Below are 23,761 nucleotides of genomic sequence, written 5' to 3'. Positions count from 1 at the left end.
ATGAAAGGAAAACTTGCTATAGTAACACCAGCAAAAAATGAATCCAAAAATATACCTAATTTGGTAAAAAGTATGGCTGGGCAAACTAGAAGACCAGACCTGTGGATTTTTATTAATGACGGGAGTACAGACGATACAGTGGATGTTTTTAAAGAAGAGATTCAAAAGTATAATTCTGATTTTGAAAACACTGAAATTAAACTTGTCAATTATGAGGATGAAGATAAATCTTATGCTCTTGGCCCAAAGTATAGCAGGATTATTAAATTTGGATTGAACAGAATTTTGGATCATGAGAAAGATTCTAAATTTGAATTTGTTGGAATACTTGATAGTGATGTATTCCCAGAGAAGGTTTACTACCAAGTACTTTTGGAGAAATTTGAAAGCAATCCAAAACTTGGAATTGCTTCTGCCTCTAAACAAAAAGAGGATTATGGCACGGAAATTATAACAAGTTATGTAAACAAGAGTTTTGCTCCCAGTGGTTTCAGGGTGTGGCGTAGAGCTTGTTTAGATCAAACTGATTATACAATTTCAGTATCTCAGGATTCTGTATCAGCAGCAAAAGCCATAATGATGGGATGGAAAGTAGAATCCTTTCCTGAGTTGGAAGTTAGTCTAAGACAGCGCGGAGCAAAATTTGGCTATGAATATTATGGGAAATCAGCCTATATGCGTCATGTTCCATATCTTTATGTGTTGGCAGGTGCTGCAAGAATGTATTTTTCGGGAAAGAAAGCTGATGCAAGACAGTATATCAAAGGGTATAATGAGTCAGCCAAAAATAAAATCAATAGAATTGAGGATCCATTGGCTATAAAGTATTTTAAAAATAGGTTTTTTTATAAAATAATAGGTAAATAATGAAACCTAAAGTTATACTCTTAATTTATGGCTCAGGGGGACATAGGGCCCAAATGGAAAAATTGCTTGATAGAATTAAAAAGGAGTACGAAGGAACACAAGTTAAGTTTATCGGGGTTTCAGAAAGTGAAGCTTCTATTCACCATCCTATTATTGTTGAAACTTACGAACAGCCTCCTTTTAGAAATAAGTATTTTTCTTTAATGAATCTGTTGAGCATTCCACTCAAATATTATAATTTTATTTCATGCTTTTTTAAGATTCAAAGAAAATACAATGTGCTTTCCATTATTTCAACTGGTCCTGGATTGGCTATCCCATTTTCGGTATTGTTTAAAATGAAAAACACTAGGATAGTTTTTATTGAAACATGGTCACGCTTTGAAACCCAGTCTTATGCGGGAAAAACAATGTACAGGTTAGCAGATAAATTTTATATACAAAATAAATCTTTAGCAAAATTTTACCCTAAGGCCATTTACTCCGGATTATTATGAGAATATTGGTAACAGTCGGAACGACTAGATTTGACTCTCTAATAAAGTATCTAGATGAAACATTTGCAGGTCTGGATTTTGAATTTACTTTTCAAATAGCCGATGGTAAATATGAACCTGTTAATTTCCCGTTTTTTACTTATAGTTCTGATATCAATACTTATTATAAAGAAAGTGATTTGGTAATTTGTCATGCTGGAGCAGGTACAATCTATAAATTACTAGAATCCAGAAAGAAGGTGATAATTGTTCCAAATACAGAAAGAACAGATAATCATCAATTGGACATAGCGAAATATATGGGGGCTAATGGATATGCGGTTACAGTTAAAGATTTCACTTTGTTACCTGAATCAATTCAAAAAGCCAGCCATTTTGATTTTAGGATATTTGAGAAACACGATTTTGATAAAACCAGAGAAATCATTTCATTTTGTTTAGGGAAACTTGAAAACTAGTATATTCAGCATTAATACATGACAATGAAAGACCAATTACAATGGTGGCTGATTATTCTGCTCTTTTTTTCGAGTACAATAGCCGTTTTCCCTCAAAACATGGCTCCTGGGACGCCTGTTTTGGAAGAGTATGGCAGAAGAGAACAATTGCTATCGAATAGTTTAGATTCCTTAAAACCACAAGGCTTTAGGCCAGACCTTTCTATTAAAGCTTTATTTGCAAAACCAGAGGAAAATACTCAAAAAGTATATGGTTTTTCGGTTTTACCTGTACAATCTAAAATACAGTACAATAGCAAGAGGCCTTATGGTTACGGAGGATATGGCATGCACAATGGAAGGGGGTATGAACAATACCTAAGCGCTGGGCTATATGGATATTTAGGGTTTTTACATCTTCAATTACAGCCAGAATTTGTTTATTCTCAAAATAAAAGCTACCAGGGATTTAGCAGCGATTTTCCTATTGAAGTTTTAGTGGATAGGTTCCATTTTTGGAATAGAAATGATCGTCCAGAGTTGCTGGCGAAAGGGAATTCGAATAGTTTATGGTGGGGACAATCTAGTCTTACGGCCAAATTTGGAGGTTTTGAAACGGGGATTTCAACACGAAGCATATGGTGGGGGCCAGGTCAATGGAACTCCTTGACATTTTCAGGAAATGCTGAAAGCTTCCCTCATTTAACGTTAAATTCACACCGCCCATTAAAGACCTTTTTAGGTCATTTTGAAGGTCAGTTGATAGTGGGGCGCTTAGAGAGTTCTGGAATGGCTGCTTCGCAAAATGATGGACTCAATGAGAGATTTTTCCTACCATTGGATGAAGATTGGAGATATCTGAATGCGATAATGATCAATTACCAGCCCAAGTGGGTGCCAGGGTTGTTTTTGGGCTTTTCTCGAACATTTCAGCAATACAATGATAAAAGAGGTACACAGTTTCGTGATTACATGCCGATCTTCGATGCCTTCCAAAAAGAAAAATTCTTTGATGACGGGAATTCAGTGGCCTTTGATAGTGAGGCTAGGGACCAGCAGGCTACGTTATTTATGCGATTTGTAAACAAAAAAGCAAAAATTGAAATTTATGGAGAATATGGTAGAAGAGACCATGCTTTAAACTGGAGGGATGCAATACTTAATCCAGAGCATTCTCGAGCTTATCTAATGGGTTTTCAAAAGCTTGTCACTTTGGCAAAACAAAATACCTATCTTCAAATCCGTAGCGAAATTCTACATCAACAGGAGTCTGTAAACAGATATATTCGCTATCTAGGACTTGGAGGGAGAACATCTTGGGCCACACATTATCAAGTAAGAGGATTTACTAATCGAGGTAAAGCCTTAGGCTCTGGTATAGGGACAGGTAGTAATAGTCAAACTTTTGAGGTTTCCGTTGTTGAGGGGTTCAACAAGTTGGGGATTATGGTGGAAAGAATAGCCAATCACCAGGACTTTTATTATAGAGCTTTTGGGCAGGATGAGAAGACTCTTCCTTGGGTTGATTTTACTTTAGGCGTATTAGCTGACCGACAATGGAATAACTTTCTGGTTGGTTCCCAATTTCAATTGGTAAATGGGAAAAATTATCAGTGGCAAAGCGATCCACTTAGCACTTCTGCATTTCCAAAAAACAAAAGCATGTTGTCCTTTCATGGGAGGATTCATTTGGTGTATTTATGGGGTGGAATTAAATGAAATTCATCCTTTCTTTATTATAGCGACAAAAAATTAAAATGAAAATATTAGTTACTGGAACTGCAGGTTTCATTGGCATGCATTTGGCAAAAAAGCTTTTGGATAGAGGTGATGAAGTGGTTGGATTGGATAGTATTAATGATTATTATGATGTAAACCTTAAAAAAGATCGATTGAGAGTAACAGGTATTGAGCCAAATAATATAAAATATGGGCAGCCTATCAAAAGTATAAATTATCCTAATTATACTTTCTTACAATTAAATCTTGAAGATAAGGAAAGTATTCTTAATCTATTTAAAGACCAAAAATTTGATAAAGTAGTCAATCTAGCGGCTCAAGCAGGAGTAAGGTATTCTTTGACAAACCCAGATGTTTATATTCAATCTAATATTGTTGGTTTTGGTAATATACTGGAAGCTTGTCGGTACAATGATATTCAGCACCTGACATATGCCTCATCCAGTTCTATATATGGAATGAATACTGAAATGCCATTTTCTACGAGTCAAAATGTGGATCATCCGGTTTCTGTTTATGCTGCTTCTAAGAAGTCAAATGAGTTAATGGCACATACTTATAGCCATCTTTTTGATCTTCCGACAACAGGATTAAGGTTTTTTACTGTATATGGACCTTGGGGTAGACCAGATATGGCACTATTTCTGTTTACAAAAGCTATACTTGAAGGAAATCCTATTCAAGTATTCAATTATGGAGAAATGCATAGAGATTTTACCTTTGTGGGGGATATAGTAGAAGGGGTTTTGAACGTGTTGGATAACCCTGCAATTCCAAATCCAAATTGGACCTTAGAAACTGGAGATGTTAGTAAATCTAAAGCCCCATATGCTATTTATAATATTGGCAACTCTAATCCTATCCGATTAATGGACTTTATAAAGGTTATTGAGGATTGTTTGGGACTTGAAGCTAAACTTGAATTGCTTCCACTTCAACCAGGTGATGTCCCGGCTACCTTTGCAGATACTTCACCACTTGAACAAGAGCTTGGTTATAAACCGGATACACCATTAAGTTATGGTGTTGGCCAATTTGTAGATTGGTATAGGAATTATTATAATGTTTAATATTTTATAGGTTTATATTAAATTTTTAGTGAAATTTTAATATTATAAGGTCCTAATGTGTATTTTTGTTAAAATTCTTTTCTTATGAATATTTTTCTGGCAACAGTCACTTCTTTTTTCTTTGGTTTTTTAATGACGCCTGTGCTGATTTTGATCCTAAAGAAGATCAAATTTACTGAGTCACCAGGTGGAAGAAGGATACATGCTGGAAGTATACCCTCAATGGGAGGGATTGCCATTGTTTTTGCTACTTTCGTTGGCTTATTTGCATGGCTTAGTTTCGATCAAATTGTAGAAACACGCTATTTTTTAGTTGGTCTTGCGATTATGTTCTCAGTAGGTTTGAGAGATGATCTTATTGAACTAACAGCCATTCAAAAACTTGTAGGACAGTCCATTCCTGCATTTTTCGTTATCGTGATGGCTGATATCAGAATATCAAGTTTATACGGTTTTATGGGGATTTATGAAATCCCTTATCTTATAAGTGTTGCAGTTACTTTCTTTGCAATTTTAGCATTAACCAATTCCTTTAACTTAATTGATGGTGCGGATGGATTAGCAGGTACGCTTAGTCTGGTGACTTTAAGCATACTTGGTTTTTGGTTTTATACTGCAGGAATGATTTCTTACAGTTTAATTTCATTTACTTTGGTAGGTGGGATTTTGGCCTTTTTAGTATTTAACTGGCATCCAGCTAAAATCTTTATGGGGGACACTGGATCCTTAAGTGTAGGATTTAGCCTTACCGTTTTAGTAATCTTATTTGTTGATAAAACAGGGCTCATGGCTCCTTGGGAGGGATTAAAATTAAATGCACCCTTTTCTGCAGGTCTGGCATTTTTAATTGTCCCTGTTTATGATACGGTTAGGATCTTTATAAAACGAACCATGAATGGCAAGTCGCCACTCAAACCAGATAAAAGTCATGTCCATCACTTTTTGATTAGAATGGGTTTACAGCATGACCAAGTATCCTTGGTGTTGGTTTTTGTAAAATTAGGCTTTATTTCCATTGTCTTTTTTGGTTACTCTTTGAGTGATCATGTTTTACTTCCTACCCTAGCTATTATAGCAACTATCCTAGGTATATGGATGGACAGGAATACCCTGAAGAAAGTCAAAGCCAATTGTAAAAATTCACCTTCCATTTCAGGAAAAAACACCAGTCGGACAAAGAGAAAACAAAGCAAAAGAAAACCTTCAATTGCAAAAAATATTTTCTCAAATAATGAGATCAATATGAATTGAGCTAATTATTTAGCAATTAAACAAAAAAGGCGTTGTGATTTCAACGCCTTTTTTGTTTTTAAACTCGAAATATCCAAACAGCCTGATTTTCTTGCGATTGCAACACTTCCCGTAAACACGGGACAGGCTTCACCCCTGACATTGTCAGGGCGGAGAAATCCTATTACATAATCCGGGTTAAACTTTCTCCCAAATTATCCGGGACCTTCCATTTAGGCTACTTTGTCCTTACCTTGAAAAATGGTTTAAACATCACATATTTCAACTCCTTGTTTTAAAGAAGCCAGTTTATCCGGTCTTTTGGGGATAAATTCCTGACCTATATATCCTTTATATCCAGTGTCTAAAATAGCTTTAACAATGGCAGGATAAAACAATTCCTGGGTTTCGTCTATTTCGTTTCGACCAGGAACACCTCCCGTATGGTAATGAGAAATATAAGGATGATACTCTTTAATCGTTGCTATGACATCTCCTTCCATAATTTGCATGTGATAGATGTCATACAATAACTTCATGTTTTCAGAACCTACTTCTTTACATAAAGCTACACCCCAAGCAGTATGATCGGCCTGGTAGTCCTTATGATTCACTTTACTGTTCAGAAGTTCCATGCACATTATAACGCCATGTTTCTCTGCAATAGGCATAATTTTCTTTAATCCTTGAGCGCAGTTAGTGATTCCAATTTCATCATTTAATCCATTTCTATTACCTGAGAAGCATATGATTTGCTTGTATCCTGCGGCAGCAACCTTAGGAATTACTTCTGTGTAACTCTTAATTAATTCATCATGAAGCGCTGGATTATTCCATCCTTTTTCTATTCCTAAGCCTGCCCCCCAAGGCATTGCACAATAGAGGCCATATTTTGACAGTATAGGCCATTCCTCAGGCCCCGCTAATTCTATTGATTTTAGGCCGATTTCCACAGCTCCTTTGCACAAGTCTTCAAATTCTATGTCATTGTAACACCATCGACAGACAGAGTGATTTACATTGCCTTTTAATTCCAAAGGCAATTGGGCTTCTGCTGCGGATAATCGATGAGATAGTGAAGGCACGAGCATACTTGCAAGGCCTGTTCCTGCGATCTTTTTCAATGCGGTTCTTCTTGGATTAAGGTTTTTCATTTAATTTTCTTTTTTAAGAATAGACAGTAGTAAATCTTGCTTTTAGCTTTACAATTTGTCCAATTTGTTTTTTTTTTTTAATCATTAGCTGTCTTTTTTCAGGGACATTAGAAAGGTCACTAGGTCAACCAGTTCCTGTGTGCTCATCGACTGTTCTAATCCTGTTGGCATCATTGAATTTTCAATTTGTTTCATTGAGGCCATATCACTGGTCTTTATGGATACAGTACTTCCTCCAGGTAGTTTTAAATCAATATCGGTTTCAGTTTGACTGGTAATGATTCCCCCTAAAGTACTCCCATCTTTCATGTTGATAAGATAACCCTCATAGCCAAAACTAATTCCTGCATCGGGATGTATTATAGAAATAAATTGGGCTTCCTTGGATAGCTTGCTGCCTATCTCAGTAAGTTTAGGGCCAAAATCCATCCCTATATTCCCTGCCTGATGACATACTGCACAGTTGTTTTTAAATACCTCTAATCCCTTATCTTTATTCCCTTCCATGCCCAGTAAGCTACTCATTGAAGGAAGGGGATTGTCATTGTCCTTGGTATTGTCCAAATAACTAGCTGCTTCGGTCCTAATGTTTTTCCTCCAGGCCCTGCTTACACCAGAAACAGCCGATGCGATTAGGTCTTTTGGGATTTCATTTTCTTTTAATAGTATTAAAACTCGATCCTCACCACTGTAACTGCTACCAATTGCCGAAGCTGCTTCTTTTCTTACCATTATGGGCAAACCAGAATTGAAAGTGATCTCTTCTATGATTGCAATTGATTCACTATTTCCAATTCCTTTTAACGCATTTATGGTTGGGTAAATTCTTTTTTCGTCACCACTGTATAATTCCTTAAGGATTATTTTTTTTCCACCTTGTTCCAATAGTAAGGTAGCTGCAGTTTTACCTAAATTATTGTCATATTCTTTTATTGCCATTTGCAACAAACGGGCATTCTCTGTAGGGATGTCAAATTTTTGAACCAACTCTAAATAAGCCTCAGTTCCATAGGTCTCATTCAATGCGTTTTTTAATGCCTCTTGCGCCAAAGTAGATTCTTTTAAGTAAGACGCCGGAAGGTGAGTTAAAACAAGCTTTTTTAATTCTTTGTCGCTACCCTGACCTTCCTTACTTAATTGTTCTTCTTCAAGCATCTTTTCTAAGGCCTTCGATTTTTCTTTTTGATCTGGATTAAAATCAAAAGCCCTAAAATACCTCAGCCGGTCTTTTATTGGATTATTAGTGTCTGAAGCCAATTGAGCCAATTCAGGGATGGCTTTACCAGTCCTAGATCTCCATATGATATCCTGTCCTTTTTTACTGTTGATTATTTCCTTTTCTGCTTTTTTTAACCACGTGGAATAATATTGATCCCAATTGTTTGATGCACCTATTCCCAATGCTTCTAGGTACCATCTGTCTTCTCCATCATGTTGTAAAGCTAAAGTAGCCCAAAACTCTGCAGCTTGATCCGATTTATAATTTCTTAATGCAATGGCAACATCTCTCCTTACTTGTGGATCTTTGTCACTAACTAATTGCTGAATTATTGGAGTAAGGTCCATACCCGATTGTCTTGCAGCCCTAAATGCTGTAATTCGAATATCTGGATTGTCACTTTTCAAGGCGTTTTCAATATAGGCTTCATTATTATTTCCTATTTTAGAAAGCATCCATAAGGCTCGAGCTTTAAACCTGGGGTTATTGTTCTCATTAAATACTTTTTCTAAGGCTGGTACCGCATCGTTACCTATATCTTTTAAGCTTACCCAGCCTAGGTAACGCATAGATAGGTTAGGGTTCAAAAGTGCTTCAATCGCCCCGTTTACCGTATTGAGATCATAGGAAGGGTTATTGTAGGGTTCCCCCTGCTTAGAGATTCGGAATATTCTCCCCCTGTTCAAATCTCCTGCCTGATGACCACCTACTCCTGGATCATACCAATCAGATACCATTATTGATCCATCTGGAGCCACACAAACATCTGAAGGCCTAAACCATTGGTCCTTATTTCCTTCCATTATATTTTCAATTGAGGCTTTGTAACCTGCTCCATCCTTTTTGACTGGATAGGCCCTTACCACATTTGGCCCAGCATCAGTGTGTATCATCTGGTCCCAAAAAACTTCAGGTAAAGCCCGCCCTTCATACACGACCATTCCGGTAGGTGAACCGGCTCCTGTTTGTAAAAGGTTAGGAACTACTCCAGGATTATTTAAATGCCAGTGTTGTAAGGGAATCTCTTTCTCTAAATTGGTTCTGTTTGCTCTCCAACCTGCATTGGTCATTTCATCCCTGTAGCCAAAATTCCCATATTCCATTACATAATTGATTCGCACTCCCTTGTTGCCATCATCGTCATTGTCTGATTGCCACATCGTGCCGTATGAGTCTACGGCTACTTCATAATTGTTTCTGAAATTCTGCCCTAAAACCTCTATTCCTGAAAAATCAGGATTACTTCTGAAGACAAGTCCTTGTTTGTAATTCTCTGTATTGATTGACTTGCCGTATTTATCTTTTAAAACTTGGCCATTTTTATCCGTAATCGTTCCTCCTGCATTACCGAAATTAAAATAAAATTTCCCGTCTGGCCCAAATACAAAGGCATGCATGCCGTGATCATGCTGCTCGCCTCCTATTCCCTTAAAAATCACTTCTTTTGTGTCTGCTTTGTCATCTCCGTCTGTATCAGTGAGAAGCCATACATAGGGGCTTTGTGAGACAATAGCCTTGTTCCCCATTACCCAAATCCCTAATGGTGCATTTAATTCTGGAGATTGGTAGAAAACGGTACTTTTATCAGCTATACCATCCCCGTCACTATCTTCTAAAATCAATATTCTATCTCCTTTTGGATTGGTTTCATTCCCGGTTAAATCTGGTCTATAATTGTATGCTTCGCAAACCCATACTCGGCCTTTATGGTCTATGTCAATATTTGTAGGGTTGGTGAGTGTCGGCTCTGAAGCAAAGACTGTTGCCTGTAACTTTTCATTTACTTTTATTCCAGACAAGGCATTTTCAGGATTTCTTTTTTCCTCTTCTGATAACTGATCAAAGGGCTTAATTAATGTTGTTTCTTTTGTATTATCCTTGCAGGAAACACCTAATAATAGACATAGAAACAGGCTCATTAACCTTATTTGGATTTTTTGGGTTGCCATTGTTTATTTGGAGTCTTTAGTTGCTAATTTCAATCTTATAATAAAAAGAAAATTACTTTATTTACCCAATATTTATAGAAATTTTTAATTATTGTTTTACCTTCTACTCCAAACTATGTTCGGTTTTCATTTTCTTTTTTTATTTTGAACTCCTTTGGTTTGGAGGGGTTTACTTAATGGTTAATTTATCCCCAAGGTTAAAGAGGAATTGTGAAAATTTAAACCTGCTAATCGAAGTCTATATTTACCCCCGCAGCTGAATACAATCATCCAGGTTTAGAAGTGCTTTGGTTTGAGGATCTGAAACCCACTTGGAGGCATGGTCTGACCCCAATGTATTACCCTACGCATTGCACCGCTTTATTGGTACGTGTGACAGGCTAACCAAAGTAAGTTGTCTTGGCTATAATAAGGGTTAAGGATTACTTAAACCCGAAATATGCAATAGACAATCTATTACGTGCTGAAATCGCTTCAAAATCAGCCACTTCGTTGCTGTTTGGATATTTCACCATAGCGGTGCTATGCTAAAATCTCCAAACAGCCTGATTGTCTCGCGATAGCAACACTTCCCGTAAACACGGGACAGGCTTCACCCCTGACATTGTCAGGACGGAGAAATCCTATTACATAATCCGGGTTAAAAATAATCCTTATAACAATCCATTGTGGATAAACGTATGCCTAAAATAAGTGTATATGAAGCTTTGGCTTATCCGGTTTCTGGAATAGTTGCCCATCAGTCTTCTCTGAAAGGAGGGGAATATTTGAATATACCTTATTTTGAAGATTGGGGAATAGAAGAAAGGAAAAGACTAGAGAACTCTTCCAAATTTGAAACGGTTGATTTTAAATTCAGGTATTTACCCGCCAGTTGATAGATGGATTCTTTTTTCATTCCGGCTTTTCGCATTTGTGAAATTGAATAGCTACCAATGGATTTCGATAGTTTTTTTCCTTCTTTTTTAATTAATAAATGGTGATGGAATGTGCTGTGAATGAATTTGTTGTCATCCAGTTGGTTTGAGAGGTATACCTGTGCGATAGTAGAAGGTAACAAGTCCATACCCCGTACAATCAGATTTATTCCGAAATTCATGTCATCAGCCATGGAAGCCAGTTGATAACTGGCGAAGCGATCTTTTTTTTGAACCATAAAAAAATCCATTGCCCTAGGTAAAATATAAGATTTTTGCCCTTTTGAGTAGGTGTTTAAATCTACAGATGCATTTTTTTCAGTTTTTAACCTTAATGAAGTTTGGCTTTTCCACAAGGGGATGTTGCGGTGTAAACAAGTGCCAGTATACCACTTCTTAGGGTGCTTGTTTAGCAATGTTTTGCGAGAACAATCGCAAGAGAAAATTAAGTTTTTATCAATTAATTCGTAGATTATATCTTTGTAAATGGGGATTCTGTGAACCTGTGAGTAGTCTTTAAGGAATTCTTTGCTGTCTCTAGGTCCTTCATCATATGGGATTTCTAAAAACTCCAGCGTATCAAAAATATCTTGAATATATTCTGACCTCACGCGCTTTTGATCTAGATCGTCTATCCGTAAAAGAATTTTGGCCCCATGTTTTTTCGCCAAACTCACAGTTATTAAAAATGAAATAACATTTCCCAGATGTAGGTAACCGCTAGGTGTAGGTGCCAGTCTGGTTTTATGGAGTTTCATTCAGTGGTTTCGCTTAGGTTGATAGGTATAAACCTTGCAAATAGTTCTTCTTTGTACCATCCTTCTTCTTTCACTTTTTTGATAACTTCTCTATGACCGGAGTTGTAGGCGTAGGCTTCCATTTGTTCCCTACTGTTCCAGTAGCTAAAAGTAGCCTGTTCTATTATTGGCCACTCTCCTATACCTTTTGTATAAATCAAACCCTTTGCTTTTTCAGCAGACTTACTTGTTAGAGGTACAAACTTTAAGAAGTTTAAAATTTTCCGAATTTTAACTCTTGCCCTAGTAATAACCATAATAGGTCCATCTGTGGAAGAATTTGTAGGAGTAAATGGTGTTTCTCCATACCAGGTGCCATGACTTTGAATGCAGCGCATCCAATAGGTGAAATTACTAACACATTGCTGATTGAATCGTCGGTAACTTTCGGAAAGGCTAAAATTTTTAGCTGCATCTAGGTCTTCCCATACCATTAACAAAGCATAGGTAGAAAGATCAGGTTTTAGGGAGAAGCCAAAACCTCCACCTGTTCCCATCAATTTAAAGAACTTTTTTCCTTTGGCTTTTTTTAGGGGTGAAATGGCCAATTGCATTTGGTTAAATGCCCACCAGCGATTTCTTTTAGGGTATTGAAAAAAAGTAATGGATACGATCTCCTTGTGTGGATTCATGGCATGGATAAGTCGAATTAATTCGATACAGTATTCACTTCTACAAGTATAATCATGTCAACTTGTTTATTAACAAGTATCAATCAAAAACTTTTTTAATTATTACCCTTATCAAAAGTATAGCTAAGACAATAGCGGATCCTGCAATGACAAATTCCATTTAGATTTTGAGTTTTAGGTTGAGAATAAAGCAACAATTGAATAGAGCGTTAAAAGTCTCAGCCCATCCAAGGCAAGCGTGTTGCCTTTTATTTAACTCTAAAGTAGTATTTATGGTTTAATTAAATCTGAAATTGACCATCTATTACCTGTTGAGTTTATATTGATACAGTGTAAGTAATTGATAATGTGTGAATTGATTGGGTTTGTTCCTTGATTTAGACTTTATGTAGACTTCTTCTTAAACTCATGCAAAAGTTTACGAAAAGTTAAAAGTCACCTTTGGTATTCATTCATTTTCTCTCTTACCTTTGTGAATTATTTAGAATCCATGGTGCAATTAAAAACAAGAAGAATTTCAGCAGGCGCTTTCTTTTTCCTCACAGGGTTGTGTTTTTCTTCCTGGGCATCCAGGATTCCTGATTTTCAACAAAAATTTTCATTGAGTGAGGGGCAGCTTGGTTCCGTGCTTTTGGGACTCCCTTTAGGTTCTTTACTGGCCTTACCTTTGGCTACTTGGGCTGTCATCAAATTTGGTAGCAGGTCGGTGGTGATGGTAGGTTTGTCCTTGTATGTCCTGGTGTTAGTCGGGATAGGGTTTTCTATGGATGCCTTTTTCTTGAGCGTGATGGTCTTTATTTTTGGGATGATTGGGAATATGATGAATATTTCCTTAAACACACAAGCGCTCAACCTAGAAAAGGATTATGGAAGGAATATCCTAGGTTCTTTACACGGACTGTGGAGTTTGGCAGGCTTTGCTGGTGCTGGAGTAGGAGGGCTGATGGTGTATCTTCAACTAAGCCCATATCAGCATTATGCTATTATATTTTTAGTTGGTTTAATTGTGATTTTTATCTTTCGAAATGGATTTGTGGATGAGGTACCGGACAAGACCAGTTCGGTGAGAGGACTTGTTTGGAGAAAACCTGACGAAACCTTACTTAAATTAGGGATGGTAGGTTTTTGTGGGATGATGTGTGAGGGCTGTATGTTTGATTGGTCAGGGGTTTATATGAATAAAGTTGTGCAAGCCCCAGCATATCTGGTCCCAACCGGCTATATTGCTTATATGGGAGCCATGGCTATAGGCAGGTTTGCTGCAGATAAATTGGCACATCGGTTTGGGATGATTAGGGTTTTACAAGGTTCTGGTATTATGATTTTTACTGGGCTAATATTATCGATCACTTATCCTCAGGTTTGGGTGGTTATTTTTGGATTTTTAATGGTGGGGTTGGGTACAGCCGCAGTGGTGCCTCTTTGCTTTAGTCTTGCTGCTAATTCTACTTCATTGCCCACAGGTATAGCCATTGCAATGGTCTCCACGATTTCCTTTTTTGGGTTTTTACTTGGCCCTCCGCTAATAGGGTTTATTGCGGAGTGGATCGGTTTGAAGGCCTCATTTGCTTTGATGTCTTTGGTAGGCTTGATGGTCACCTTTTGGGTTTGGGTAGGTAAAAAGAGTTTTACTCCTAAAGCCATCTGAAAAGAACCTTTATGATTTGGAATTTTGGCTATTGCATTTTAGAAATTAATCACTATTTTTACGAAAATTTAATACCTACCAAATCGGTAGGTTTTGTAGAATAATAAAAACACCTGGCATGCAGGAATCCTTGATTTCAAAAAAACTTTATTCAAAGGAAGAGATAAAAGCCCTAAATGAAAAGTACCGAGATTTATCGGTTGAGGAACGGGTAAAACAGTTGTATGTCGACTTTGATGCTAGCGATGTAATGCTTACCAGTTCCTTTGCGGCAACTTCAGCTTTATTGTTAAGTGTGTTCTCTAAAAGTAATTCAAAGCAAAAAATTTATTTTATTGATACAGGCTATCACTTTCCGGAAACCCTTGAGTACAGGGAAAAGTTAACTGAACTTTATGGACTGAGTGTGGAGTCTGTAAGCGCAGGAAAAGAAGATCATGCGTTTACGAGTAAAAATAAAACCTGGGAGACTGACCCTGAATTGTGTTGTTCCATCAACAAGGTGAAGCCTCTTGAGTTAATTAAAAGTAGGTTTTCAGTGTGGGTTTCAGGACTGATGAGCTGGCAGAGTGACCATAGAGCCTCACTAGATATTTTTGAAGAGCGTGGGGGGATCCTGAAATTTTACCCATTATTAGACGTCACTGAAGAAGAGAGAGATGCCTATATTAAAAAGCACGAACTTCCTTTTCATCCACTAATCGCTTTCGGATATCATTCCATAGGATGTAAGCATTGTACTGTTCCTGGAGAAGATAGGAGTGGACGCTGGAACAATAGCCCAAAAACGGAATGCGGGCTTCATTTGTAAGGATTGTAACTATAGTTGGCGTTTTATTGTGAAAAATAAATGTATTTTTAACGCAAAGCCCATTCCTATTTTTGGATGGGCTTTGCTTTTTGTATAATTTTGATTTTATAAAAAACTTAAGCCCAATGAAAAAATCCTTGTTCTTGCTTTCTCTTCTGGTTGTATTTTTTGCTTGTAAACCAGAAAAGAAGGTTGAAATTATTGAGTCTCAAACCTCTACTTCATTAGATTCTCTAAGTAAAGCCCTGGACTGGCCTGAAGATTTAGCTGTTCAGGCATTTTCTGGTCCAGACATAACCCCTAGCCCTGCATGTTTGGCTGTTTCGCCTTATGGGGAAGTTTATGTGGGTGTGGATGCGATAGGGTCTTTAGGAAAAACCCCCGGAAAAGGAAGAATTGTTAAGCTTATTGACAATGACAACGATGGCCAGGCGGATTCTCACACTGTCTTTGCAGAAGTGGACAATCCCAGAGGGATTATTTCTGTAGGCAACAAGCTGTATGTGCTTCATACGGTTTTCTCAAAGGAAGACAGCTTAGCTACCGGTATGGATCTTGTCGTATTTGAAGACAATGATGGAGACGGTGTTGCAGACGGTCCTTCCAAGCCGCTAATTCAACATATCAGCTCACCAAAATTTTTGAGAAGCAGGGGTACAGACCATGCGACCAACGGGATTCGACTAGGAATTGATGGTTGGATTTACATTGCTGTTGGTGATTTCGGTTTTCATGGAGCAATAGATAGGGAAGGAACTGAAATGACCATGCTTGGTGGAGGCGTTTTAAGGGTCCGTCCTGATGGTACTGAAATGGAAATCTATACCCATGGTCTAAGAAATATTTACGATGTGGCCATTGATCCATACATGAACATGTTTACTCGTGGCAATACCAATGACGGTGGTGGATGGAACATTCGATTTATCCATCAAATCCAGTCAGGTGAATATGGATATCCTGTTTTATTTAAAAACTTCACCGAAGAAATTATTCCAGCGCTTATCGATGTTGGAGGTGGTTCTGGTACGGGTGCTTTGTTTTTGAATGACAATAGATGGCCTGAAAAATACAATAATAACCCACTTATGGCAGATTGGGGTAGAAGCCATGTCTATATTCATAAAGTGACCGAAGATGGTCCGTCTTATATTCAAAGTGAAACACCTTTTTTCAAGCTACCACAAGTAACGGATCTGGATATTGATGGATCTGGTAGAATGTTTATGGCTGCTTGGGATGGAGCAGGATATTCTGGTAATGAAAGTAAAGGGTATGTAGTGAGGGTTGTTCCAAAGGTTTTGGAATACAGTGAAATGCCAGATCTTCCTTCAGCAGATATAGACGATTTGGTGGATATGCTTAGCGAAAGCAGTGCTACGATAAGGATTTATGCACAACAGGAGCTCATTAATAGAGGTTCTGATAAAGCTGCAAAAGCAGCATTGGAATTAGCCAATGATGAAGACGCAGCTGATTTCGCGAGGGTCGCTGCTATGTATGCCTATACCCAAATCAAGGGAGTAGAGGCTATTCCTCAGCTGATGAAATTAATGAATGATGAGCAGCTTAAAGAGTATGTAATCCGAGCCGTTACTGACCGCAAAGAATTTTTGAGTGAACTATCTATCGAACCATTTGTAGAAGCTTTAGATGATCCTTCTGTAAGGGTGAAAGCTGCTGCTATAATAGCCTTGGGACGTATTGGAAACAAGGCTGCTATTCCTCAATTATTAAAAACCAAGGTGCCGGATTCTTTTCAAGCTCCAAAATATGGAGAAGAAGGACCACATGCCACTCCTAACTCAGATATTATTTTGTCCCACCTTGCGGTAAGGGCATTGGTGAAATTGGATGCTGACGAGGAAAGTTTGGCAGCGGTTGGATCAGGAAATTCTAAATTGGCTCTTTGGGCTTTACGTTATATGCATTCTAAGGATGCTGTTGCAGGGCTAGTTGCTAAATTTAATGGGTCGAGTACAGAAGACCTTGAATTGAAACACGGGATACTGACTACTTTGGCAAGATTGTATACTAAGGAAGCGCCATACGATGGTTCTTGGTGGTGGGGAACCAGGCCAGATACACATGGGCCGTATTACAAATCAGTGTTGTGGTCTGAGTCGGCGCAAATCAAAGAGTTGTTTACAAACCTATGGGAGAACGGCTCCCAAAGCGATAAAGACCTGATAGCAATGCTCAATGAGAAAAACCGAATGGGAATTACCGAGTTTGGTGGTGAATTTTCGGTAACAGAAATCATAGAAGAGCCAGATTTTGACCTGGAGAAGATTAAAAACCAAAAAGGTCAGGTGGGGGAATCCTCCATAGAGGATATTCTTCTTGCTATGCAGGAAGTGAAAGGAGATGCAGTCAAAGGAGCGGCAATTTTCCAAAAACAGGGTTGTAAAGCCTGCCATAGTATTTCTGCTGATGAGCAAATGAAAGGACCGTTCATGGGGCAAATTGGTAGCATCATGTCTAGAGAGCAAATTGCTGAATCTATTCTAAAGCCCAATGCTTCCATCTCGCAGGGTTTTGCAACGGTTATGATTGATACCAAGGATGATAAGTCTTATGTAGGCTTTGTGACAGCAGAGAGTGCTGAGCGCATTGTTATCAGAAATATTGCAGGACAAGCATTTACCATTTTGGCAGACAATATTAAAGAACGTACTGAACTAGAAACGTCAATGATGCCTAGTGGATTGGCCAATGCATTATCTTATGAAGAATTTGCATCTTTGATAACTTATCTTTCGGAACAGAAATAAGGCATAGACCTAATTAATAATAAAAAACCCAATAGAAGATATATGGCAGCTTCTATTGGGTTTTTTTTGTTACAATACCTGGCTAGCGGAAAGGACTTATTCCTATGGGAATTGATTACCTGATTTTAAAGCGATTTCAGCACGTAATAGAATGTCTATTGCATATTTCGGGTTAAAACTTGTCCTTTATTTTTGAGAACCAAGAGCGTGAATTGCTACTTTTATCATTGAATTGATCATCTCCCAATAGCATGCCTAGTGGTTGTAGTGGTTCGTAATGATCGCAAACAACCTTGAGCATGGCTGCAAAAGGCAGGAACAGTATCATTCCTGCTACACCCCAAACTGAAGCACCTATAATTAAACTTAATATGGCGGCCAGGGCATTTACATTAACACTATTTCCTACCACTTTTGGACTTAAGAAGTTACTTTCAATTACTTGAATAAGCCAAAACATAATCGCCACAGCTATGGGAACCCATAACTCATCCTTAGACATAAAGGCATAGAGAACCGGGATGCTTGCGCCAAGAGTGGTGCCTACATAAGGTATTATGGATAGAGAGGCTGCTAAAAAGCCAAATAGGAAAGGGTTGTCTAGACCTATAATCCAAAGACCTGTACTGTTGGCAAAACCAAGTATAATGATTAGTGTCAGCATGCCAGATAGATATTTTTGACCGACCAACTGGATTTTTTTAAGCATGTGGTGGTACTCTGATTTTTTATTTTCCGGGGCGAAACGTTTAAAGGCAGATACAAGTCCTTCTTTGTAAATCAGGAATAAAAAGGTATAAATAATTGTAGTGAAAAGTCCGGTGAAAAAACTGGTTGTGCTACTAAAAGTAGTGCCCAAAATTTCCGTTGCGCCGTCCTTGGCCCAGGTTTTGGCATCAGAAAGGACTTTATCTTTTTCTAGGTTGCCTAAAAAGCTGACGTTTTCATTCAAATAGACAATAGAATCAGAAAATAGATTCATCAACTTATCTCCGAAATTTGTTAATTCATCTGAGAGTGAAATTATCTCTGCTGAGAAAAAGGTGAAAACACCCAAAATTATCAGAAAGAAGGTCAAGAGGACCAGAATTGCAGCGAGAATAATAGGCACACCCTTGCGCATAAGTATATTATGTAAAGGGTGAAGAATAAAGGAAAGCAAAAGGGCAAAACATAAAGATATCAGTACACTTTTTGCCAAAACCATGGCAAATAAAAGCAGAAAGACAAAAGCAAGCGCATAAAAGGCTTTTTGAAAGGAGAGTTGCATAAGTATCTTTATTACAATTTATAGTTAAATAGTTTATATTTGTATTGAAATAGGTTGTAAAACTGAAAATTTATTTTTTCAGGTATAATATTTCATCAAATGAGCGCATTTACTTAGATTTACTTCTTGTGTTAAAAGTTTGTTTGGCTGTCAGTTAATAGTTGAGCAATAATATTTAAGGTGATCACTACGATGTAATCGAATTGTAAGTACCTGATTCTACTTCGTCTTTAGGTTGAAGTTTCTGATTGTTCACAAGCCACAGAAATATTCAACATTTATAATTATTTGTAACTTTTTAGCTGAACTTCAAATAAAATGTTATTTAATTCTTTTGAATTTCTTTTAGGGTTTTTACCTATAACTTTATTTGTATTTTATTTCTTTGGACCCAGGCTTAAGTCACCTTTCACGGGTCTTTGGTTACTAATTTGCTCCTTATTTTTTTACGGTTGGTGGAATCCTGCTTATTTGTTTTTGATCTTTTTTTCAATTGCATTCAATTATTTAATTTCAAAAAGAATCTATCCCGGACAGAAGAAAACCTTGATTTTTGGTATAACCATCAATTTACTTGGTATAGTATTTTTTAAATACACCGATTTTATAATTTATAACCTGAACTTTGTTCCTGATCTCTCTCTAGGTTACCTCAATTTGGTTTTACCTCTCGGGATCTCATTTTATACTTTTCAACAAATCGCTTACCTGGTAGACAGTTATAAAGGAACCAAGAAAGAAAAAGACCTGTTTTCTTACGGTTTGTTCGTGTCTTTTTTTCCACAGTTAATAGCCGGGCCCATAGTGCACCATACCGAAATGATGGGGCAGTTCAGGAATCCCCTCCTGACAAAATTGAATTACGACAACCTCTCTCGGGGATTGTTTGTTTTCATGATGGGCTTGGCCAAGAAAATCGTAATTGCTGATAGTTTTGCTCAAATAGCTAACAAAGGATATGCCAACGTTTCTACTTTGGGTTCAGGAGAAGCATGGGCCTCCTCTCTTGCCTATTCGATGCAGCTTTATTTTGACTTTAGTGGGTATTCAGCCATGGCGATTGGCTTGGGACTATTGTTTAATATCAGACTTCCACAAAATTTTAATTCTCCCTACAAATCACTTAGTATTAAGGAGTTTTGGAGAAACTGGCACATGACATTAAGTAGGTTTCTCAGAGATTATGTATATATCCCTTTAGGAGGGAATAAAAAAGGCAATTTCAGAACAAGTGTTAACCTAATGACAACCTTCCTCTTAGGAGGGGTATGGCACGGTGCAGGCTGGACATTTATTTTCTGGGGTTTTTTGCATGGTATAGCATTGGTGATTCATAGGGAATGGTCTAAACTTGGGATGGCTTTGCCAAAGATCCCAGCTCTTTTGTTAACATTTATGTTTGTAAACATTACTTGGGTGTTTTTTAGAGCTGATTCATGGAGTAGCTCCCTAGAAATGTTGTATAAAATGTTCAGTAAAGTGCCCGGTACGGAAGGGTTTTATCTGGTAAGTAACTACTATGACCTTCCAGTATGGATAGCAGGAGTGGTCTTGCTTTTTGTTCCAAATGCCATTGAAATGGGTAGGAGGCTTAAACCTACCCTTACTTATTTGCTACTTAATGTATTGTTGTTTTTGCTAAATGTGATTTACTTAAACTCCATTGTTAAAAATGACTTTTTATATTTTGACTTTTAGGCCAATGGAAAAACAGTTTAAAAAATACTTTCTTTTATTACTTTCTGCCTGCATTGGCATTGTGTTGCTATTTGGTGCGTTAAATGTTTTTCTTGATGTTTTTGGCCTATTTGATTTTAGGGATAAAGATAAAGTAAGGGTCTATGGAGAAGAGCGGTTTTCAAAATACTTGATGACTTTCAATCATATCCCTAAACATTTTGAAGGAATGATTCTTGGTCCTTCCCTTTCCGCCAACCTCAACCCTCAAGTCATCCCTGATAAAAACTATTACAATCTTAGCCTAATGGGAGCGAGGATGGATAATGTGTTGTCCTTGGCGAGCAATATATTGGAGAACAATGACACCATTAAAGAAGCAATTGTGTGTATTCATCCCTATGTGACAGCTGATACTGGGGCTAAGGGTACAGATTTTATGAATCCTGACACCTACTGGAAAGCTTTTGGGTCAGTAAACCTTTTGAGGGTTTATGGTTTGGGAGTTATTCGAAATCTTGATCTCTGGCCCAGTAAATACCCTAAAAATCAATACGAAGTAAATGGGAGCAATTCCTTTGAATCGCTTTTTAGAGTGGAGGATGTGTCGGGAAGAATTGCTAAAGAAGTAGACAATGTGAAAATCAATGAATTTGAAATCGGTAGTAGTTATAGAAAAGATTTCAAGACCTTATTGACTTTACTTCAGAAACATAATATTAAAACTTTCATTTATTATCATCCGGTACCTTATCCCATTTATCTTGAGCATAGAGATAAAATGGATAATTATTGGGAAGATATACTCTCTGGGACGAATGTGAAAAAGGAGAAATTGTTCAGTTATTATAATTTCAATAAGCCCGAATTTTCCGGTTTTTCTGGTGATGTGTCCAACTATATCGATCATGGTCATTTAAGTATAAAAGGGCAGGAAACCTTGATAAAAGAGATAATGGTTAAGTGGAATCAGATTGACCATTAATTAATTTTTCTTAAAATTCTACTGATGATGAGCTGTTCTGTCACATCAGTTCGGAATGTTGGACTTCTGGCATAATAATTGATTTTCTGATCTCTTGAAGATATTTTCAATTTAAAAAACAATAATGAAGCGTTTATCAAAGGTACTTTTTGTACTAGTAGTTTTTTCGATGGTTGGTTGTACTGCTGCTGAAGTTAATAAATTTTTGACCGCAGCCAGTGAATCGGCACTTACAGAAAATGAAGTTGGGAATGGGCTTAAAGAAGCCTTGATAAAAGGGGTGACAGAAGGAGCCGATTTGGCATCAACTACAGATGGATTTTTTAAGAACGATTTGATAAGAATAGCATTGCCTGAAGATGTGCAACGTGTAGAGGCTACTCTCAGGAATATTGGTCTTGGGTCTGAAGTTGACAAGGTGATTATGACCATTAATAGGGGAGCAGAAAATGCAGCCAAAGAGGCCAAGCCTATCTTTATAGCGGCGATCAAGCAGATGACCATTACAGATGCATGGAATATTTTAAAAGGACAGGATGATGCTGCAACCCAATACTTGCAAAGAACCACTACAGAAAAATTAACGGCCCTATTTCAACCCCATGTTCAGGAATCATTGGATCAGGTGGGCGCTACTAAGTATTATGGAGACCTGGTAGGTAGGTACAATTCCTTCCCGACTACCTCCAGGAAATTAGATCCGGATTTGAATGCTTATGTTACGCAGATGGCTATCAATGGTCTTTTTCAACTTGTAGCCCAGGAAGAAAAAGCCATACGTGAAAACCCTGCAGAAAGGACTACAGCCCTGTTGAAAAGAGTTTTTGCTGCACAGGATAGTGCTGGGGAATAAGTTTAGGTAGATTTATCAACAATCGTATTATGGAAAGCCAACTAAGAAAAACCGAGAAACTGGTTTATTTTACTTGGCTTCCTTTTTTTTATGTGAAGTCAATGAGCTATGCCTTTGACTCCCATAAAGAGAAATTTATTTTTTTTCACTAAACCTGTCGTCTAGGAGTTTTAGCCTCGTCAATGTTTTGTCACCAAATTCATGGATTTTCGATGCAAAAGTAATTTTGCCCCAGTTGTCATCAATATTTTTTACAATGGAAGCGTATTGTCTACCACCTTCCCAAGCAATTTGTAATTCCCCACTGCTACTGTCAAAAGACCATTTTCCGCTGATTTTAGAGTCTGCTTTTCCATTGATAAGGGCTTTTACGATTCCGTCCGGCCTGAACTGAAAATCAATATAGCTTCCATACCTGCTTTGCCAGAAAAAATCTGTAGCTGTTAACTTGGTTTCAAAACTTTCCAATTGTTCAGAAGATACCCCGATAGGGCCATTGCAGCCCAATGTTACAAATAATAATAAAAGAAGTGAAAATTGAATTAATGGCTTCATGCTTCATTTTTATTTAAAAGGTAAGGAATCCGTTCCCCATGCAATATTGAAAGAAAATCACAAAACTTCCTTTTTCCGGGGGTATTAATTGATGGGCCAAAGGTTGTGGATGGTTAGAATCTTTCAGGTTTTGTACAACCATTGATGCTGGAAAGGATTCATTTCTTTAGGAGAAATATAGTTCTAGCAATTTATTTTTTCATGAATTATAGTGTATTTCAAATTGAAGGACTTAAATATAAATCAACGGGTAGATGATTTAGAAAAGTGATTGTATTGAACTTTCCATACTACAAGTTGCCTATTGGCTGGGTGGAGAGAGTTGGATGATCTAGAAAATAGTAGATTTGAGCTTAAAAGGAGGTAAGTATGTTAAAGGTGAAGAAATCATGCTTGGAGTTGAATTGATTACAGTTTTGCAGGAAGATCAGGAAATAAAGCAAAAAGAGACATTAGAATATAAGTAATAACAAGCTAAGATTGTTTAGCTAGTTAGTTTACCTCTACAAACGCAAAAACCCCTTCAGATTTGCATCTAAAGGGGTTTTTTGTACCCAGGGCCGGAATCGAACCGGCACGCCCGAAGGCATTGGTGTTTGAGACCAACGCGTCTACCAGTTCCGCCACCTGGGCAATTGTGGTAATTCCCATTCCTTGCTGAATGGGATGCAAATATGTG

General features: G+C 37.5%; 18 protein-coding genes and 1 tRNA gene. 12 read left to right on the top strand and 7 right to left on the bottom strand.

Translation table 11 applies throughout. The annotated features are described in order from the left end of the window. The 6 genes from CA2015_RS02935 (at position 1) to CA2015_RS02910 (ending at position 5,862) form a co-directional block, all read left to right on the top strand. Positions 1-867: a glycosyltransferase family 2 protein gene (locus CA2015_RS02935; protein WP_048640540.1), complete on the top strand. Its 867-nt coding sequence runs from the start codon at positions 1-3 to the stop codon at positions 865-867. Then, positions 867-1,364, top strand: a complete 498-nt coding sequence (gene pssD / locus CA2015_RS24400) for a PssD/Cps14F family polysaccharide biosynthesis glycosyltransferase (protein ID WP_053086637.1) — start codon at positions 867-869, stop codon at positions 1,362-1,364. Before CA2015_RS02935 ends, pssD begins: the two co-directional genes overlap by 1 nt. Then, positions 1,361-1,822 carry a PssE/Cps14G family polysaccharide biosynthesis glycosyltransferase gene (gene pssE, locus CA2015_RS02925; RefSeq protein ID WP_048640539.1) on the top strand — a complete coding sequence of 154 codons (462 nt, stop codon included), beginning with the start codon at positions 1,361-1,363 and terminating at the stop codon, positions 1,820-1,822. Before pssD ends, pssE begins: the two co-directional genes overlap by 4 nt. Positions 1,823-1,846: 24 nt before the next feature. After that, the gene (locus CA2015_RS02920) at positions 1,847-3,520 is read left to right on the top strand and encodes a capsule assembly Wzi family protein (RefSeq protein WP_240477923.1); all 1,674 of its coding nucleotides are present in this window, start codon (positions 1,847-1,849) and stop codon (positions 3,518-3,520) included. 38 nt (positions 3,521-3,558) lie between these two features. Then, positions 3,559-4,611, top strand: coding sequence for an NAD-dependent epimerase (locus CA2015_RS02915; protein WP_048640537.1), 1,053 nt, complete (start codon positions 3,559-3,561; stop codon positions 4,609-4,611). Positions 4,612-4,695: 84 nt separating this feature from the next. Continuing rightward, positions 4,696-5,862, top strand: coding sequence for a glycosyltransferase family 4 protein (locus CA2015_RS02910; RefSeq protein WP_048640536.1), 1,167 nt, complete (start codon positions 4,696-4,698; stop codon positions 5,860-5,862). A 245-nt stretch (positions 5,863-6,107) separates the two neighbouring features. Here the strand turns inward: CA2015_RS02910 and CA2015_RS02905 are convergent, their stop codons facing one another. The 4 genes from CA2015_RS02905 to CA2015_RS02890 all read right to left on the bottom strand — a co-directional run bounded on the left by CA2015_RS02905 (position 6,108) and on the right by CA2015_RS02890 (position 12,509). Beyond that, entirely contained in the window at positions 6,108-6,995 is an 888-nt protein-coding gene (locus CA2015_RS02905) for a hydroxypyruvate isomerase family protein (RefSeq protein WP_048640535.1), read from the bottom strand. A gap of 84 nt (positions 6,996-7,079) precedes the next feature. Further along, entirely contained in the window at positions 7,080-10,163 is a 3,084-nt protein-coding gene (locus CA2015_RS02900; RefSeq protein WP_053086636.1) for a PVC-type heme-binding CxxCH protein, read from the bottom strand. Positions 10,164-10,941: 778 nt separating this feature from the next. Beyond that, positions 10,942-11,838, bottom strand: coding sequence for a glutamate--tRNA ligase family protein (locus CA2015_RS02895; RefSeq protein WP_048640534.1), 897 nt, complete (start codon positions 11,836-11,838; stop codon positions 10,942-10,944). Further along, positions 11,835-12,509 (bottom strand): hypothetical protein, encoded by a 675-nt coding sequence (locus tag CA2015_RS02890; RefSeq protein WP_048640533.1) that lies wholly within the window; start codon positions 12,507-12,509, stop codon positions 11,835-11,837. The genes CA2015_RS02895 and CA2015_RS02890 overlap by 4 nt, the downstream gene beginning before the upstream one ends. A 490-nt stretch (positions 12,510-12,999) precedes the next feature. Between CA2015_RS02890 and CA2015_RS02885 the strand changes: the two genes are divergently transcribed. The 3 genes from CA2015_RS02885 (at position 13,000) to CA2015_RS02875 (ending at position 17,742) form a co-directional block, all read left to right on the top strand. After that, on the top strand, positions 13,000-14,157 hold the full coding sequence (locus tag CA2015_RS02885) for an MFS transporter (RefSeq protein WP_048640532.1): 1,158 nt from the start codon (positions 13,000-13,002) through the stop codon (positions 14,155-14,157). A 118-nt stretch (positions 14,158-14,275) separates the two neighbouring features. Continuing rightward, positions 14,276-14,968 (top strand): phosphoadenylyl-sulfate reductase, encoded by a 693-nt coding sequence (locus CA2015_RS02880; protein ID WP_048640531.1) that lies wholly within the window; start codon positions 14,276-14,278, stop codon positions 14,966-14,968. 125 nt (positions 14,969-15,093) lie between these two features. Further along, the gene (locus CA2015_RS02875; RefSeq protein WP_048640530.1) at positions 15,094-17,742 is read left to right on the top strand and encodes a DUF7133 domain-containing protein; all 2,649 of its coding nucleotides are present in this window, start codon (positions 15,094-15,096) and stop codon (positions 17,740-17,742) included. A gap of 172 nt (positions 17,743-17,914) precedes the next feature. Here the strand turns inward: CA2015_RS02875 and CA2015_RS02870 are convergent, their stop codons facing one another. Beyond that, positions 17,915-19,012: an AI-2E family transporter gene (locus CA2015_RS02870; RefSeq protein WP_048640529.1), complete on the bottom strand. Its 1,098-nt coding sequence runs from the start codon at positions 19,010-19,012 to the stop codon at positions 17,915-17,917. Positions 19,013-19,558: 546 nt separating this feature from the next. Between CA2015_RS02870 and CA2015_RS02865 the strand changes: the two genes are divergently transcribed. The 3 genes from CA2015_RS02865 (at position 19,559) to CA2015_RS02855 (ending at position 22,527) form a co-directional block, all read left to right on the top strand. Continuing rightward, entirely contained in the window at positions 19,559-20,710 is a 1,152-nt protein-coding gene (locus tag CA2015_RS02865; protein ID WP_240477922.1) for an MBOAT family O-acyltransferase, read from the top strand. A 4-nt stretch (positions 20,711-20,714) separates the two neighbouring features. Then, positions 20,715-21,674 (top strand): hypothetical protein, encoded by a 960-nt coding sequence (locus tag CA2015_RS02860; protein ID WP_157470264.1) that lies wholly within the window; start codon positions 20,715-20,717, stop codon positions 21,672-21,674. Positions 21,675-21,798: 124 nt separating this feature from the next. Beyond that, complete coding sequence (locus CA2015_RS02855) at positions 21,799-22,527, top strand: DUF4197 domain-containing protein (RefSeq protein ID WP_048640526.1); 729 nt, start codon at positions 21,799-21,801, stop codon at positions 22,525-22,527. A gap of 135 nt (positions 22,528-22,662) precedes the next feature. On the opposite strand, the gene CA2015_RS02850 is transcribed toward CA2015_RS02855, so the two are convergent. Continuing rightward, positions 22,663-23,082 carry a hypothetical protein gene (locus tag CA2015_RS02850; protein WP_048640525.1) on the bottom strand — a complete coding sequence of 140 codons (420 nt, stop codon included), beginning with the start codon at positions 23,080-23,082 and terminating at the stop codon, positions 22,663-22,665. 551 nt (positions 23,083-23,633) lie between these two features. Beyond that, a tRNA-Leu gene (locus tag CA2015_RS02845) sits at positions 23,634-23,715 on the bottom strand. Between the last annotated feature and the right edge of the window lie 46 nt (positions 23,716-23,761).

It is taken from the genome of Cyclobacterium amurskyense (assembly GCF_001050135.1).
Lineage (GTDB): Bacteria > Bacteroidota > Bacteroidia > Cytophagales > Cyclobacteriaceae > Cyclobacterium > Cyclobacterium amurskyense.
This window is presented reverse-complemented; position numbering and strand designations above follow the sequence as displayed.